Genomic DNA, 2,295 nt, shown 5'->3' on the forward strand with positions numbered 1-2,295 from the left:
TGCATGTGTTAGGCCTGCCGCCAGCGTTCAATCTGAGCCATGATCAAACTCTTCAATTAAAAGTTTTTTTGTTTCCGAAGAAACGACTCAATGAATTCTACTGTTTTGATTCGCTTTGCTCACTAAGAAGCATCGCGTTTCAATTCATACATAAATGTATGTACATATTGCTATGAACACTCATTCATTGATTTAATTCTTTGATTACTCGCCAAAAGGCAGAGTAATTTCGATTAACTCAACACCTGTGAGTGTCCACACAGATTTGCTTGATAAATTGTTAAAGAGCGTGGTTATTTACCTTAAGCATTTAGCGCTTTTGGCTTTCACCGTTGACCCCGCTGGGCCAGTGGATGCGCATTATAGGGATGTCAGATTTTACCGCAACCCCTTTAGGCAAAATAATTAGAAAAAGCGACGTGAATGCGCATTTTTTAAACCAAACCTAGGTTTTAGCGCCTATTTCGCTGTAATTTCCATCACTTTGGCTATCTTTATCGCCTGATAACGCCGTTAGCATCGGTCACTAAGCAAAACGATAAAGCCAATACCGCACTTTTTTGTTGTTAAGCTCGCGCTTCAAGTTCAATCTCACGGTTCAAATAGATTGATGCACGCTTTAAGTTGCAAGAATAGGCTACTTCTTTAAAAAAACCGGTACATCGGCAATGCTATCGAGCACCGTAGACGCCTCACTATCATCAGCAATGGCTTTACCAGTACGGACGAGGATACGTGTCGGCACCCCTGCTGCTTTGGCCGCGAGCATATCGTCGGCTTTATCTCCTACCATCACAGATTGGGACAAATCGATTTTCAAAAATTTTGCCGCGTCGAGTAACATTCCTGGTTTGGGTTTGCGACAGTCGCAATCGACTTTATATTCACCAATCCCTTTTTCATTATGGTGCGGGCAATAATAAATACCATCGAGGTCGACACCTTTATCGGCAAAGTTCCAATCCATCCATTCGGTGAGACTGTGGAATTGGTCTTCGGTATACATGCCACGGGCAATTCCCGACTGATTAGTGACCACCACCAATTTGTATCCCATTTGCTTTAATGCAAGGCACGCCTCAAATACGCCTTCAATATATTCAAAGTCATCTACCTGATGCACATAACCATGATCTTTGTTGATCACACCATCACGGTCCAAAAAAACGGCTCGATTGACTGCACTCACAGTACTACTCCACTCACAAAAAACAGCGCTTAATGCGTAATTTTACTATTATTCCATCCATTGCAAAAAATTGCACCGCGAAGTTGACGGATACCACTTAGCAATTTGAGCTTGATTCATATTCTGACAATTCATTTGCCATCGTAACGCCTATAAATGGTCGATTAACACATCTTTAAGGGCGAATTCGTCCGCGAATAATTGTTTTAGCCATCTAGTCGATGCGCAGCTCAATCGAGCTTTCCCTTTATTTGTGCTGTTTTTAACGGTAATCTTGCACGGATAACAATAAAACACCTAAAAATAGACGGTCATAATGAGTCGAACTACGCCTATAGTCCATAAAACCCGCACCCAGTTAGTTGTAGAGGTGCTCAGAGAGAAAATACTTTCGGGTGATATAGCCGCAGGAGAACCACTCAGACAAAGCGCACTAGCCGAAGCATTGAATGTTAGCCGCATTCCGGTAAGAGAAGCCTTGCTGCAACTTGAAGCTGAAGGGCTGGTAAAATTCGAACCCCATAAAGGGGCAACGGCGACTGAATTATCCGTTGAACAAGTGACCGAGCTGTTTGAGTTGCGCGCCATGATCGAGACGGATCTGCTCGCCAAAGCCATTCCACGACTTCAAGAAGAAGATTTAATAAGAGCTGAACGCGTATTAGAACAATTGGAATCAGCCTTTAAACATGAAGATGCCGTCGCCAGTTGGAGCGAGCTAAATACACAGTTTCATACCTGTTTATACCAAGCCGCCAATCGCCCACATACGCTAGAGGTCGTACATGGCCTCAATACCAACTGCGATAGATATATTCGTTTGCAATTACTGCTCGCAGGAGGCATTCCCGCAGCAGAGCACGAGCACCGCGAACTGCTCAATTATTGTAAGCAAAGAGAAACAGAGAAAGCCACGGCGTTACTGCGACATCATATTTTGCATGCCGCAATGACAATTCGGGATCTGGTCGCCAAACAGGTGGTATAGATCACGGACTGTCATTCGTTATACCGATAAGCTTTGTTGTCGATTTGAGGCAGCACTAAAGGTTCTGCCTTTTTTATTTGAGAGAAAACACCATGCAGTACGCCACAATCACTGGCTG

The 2,295-nt window shown here is 43.7% G+C and carries 2 protein-coding genes; one reads left to right on the forward strand and one right to left on the reverse strand.

The features are described from left to right. Positions 1 to 637: 637 nt before the first annotated feature. Positions 638 to 1,189, reverse strand: a complete 552-nt coding sequence (gene gmhB, locus L976_RS01670) for a D-glycero-beta-D-manno-heptose 1,7-bisphosphate 7-phosphatase (protein WP_047533579.1) — start codon at positions 1,187 to 1,189, stop codon at positions 638 to 640. A 316-nt stretch (positions 1,190 to 1,505) separates the two neighbouring features. On the opposite strand from gmhB, the gene L976_RS01675 reads away from it, so the two are divergent. Beyond that, positions 1,506 to 2,177 (forward strand): GntR family transcriptional regulator, encoded by a 672-nt coding sequence (locus L976_RS01675; RefSeq protein ID WP_037419935.1) that lies wholly within the window; start codon positions 1,506 to 1,508, stop codon positions 2,175 to 2,177. The last annotated feature ends 118 nt before the right edge of the window (positions 2,178 to 2,295 follow it).

It is taken from the genome of Shewanella sp. ZOR0012, assembly GCF_000798835.1.
In the GTDB taxonomy this organism is placed as follows: domain Bacteria; phylum Pseudomonadota; class Gammaproteobacteria; order Enterobacterales; family Shewanellaceae; genus Shewanella; species Shewanella xiamenensis.

Excerpts from the sequence above, each read along its gene's own strand:
- L976_RS01675 (WP_037419935.1), top strand. The coding sequence starts at position 1,506 with ATGAGTCGAACTACGCCTATAGTCCATAAAACCCGCACCCAGTTAGTT.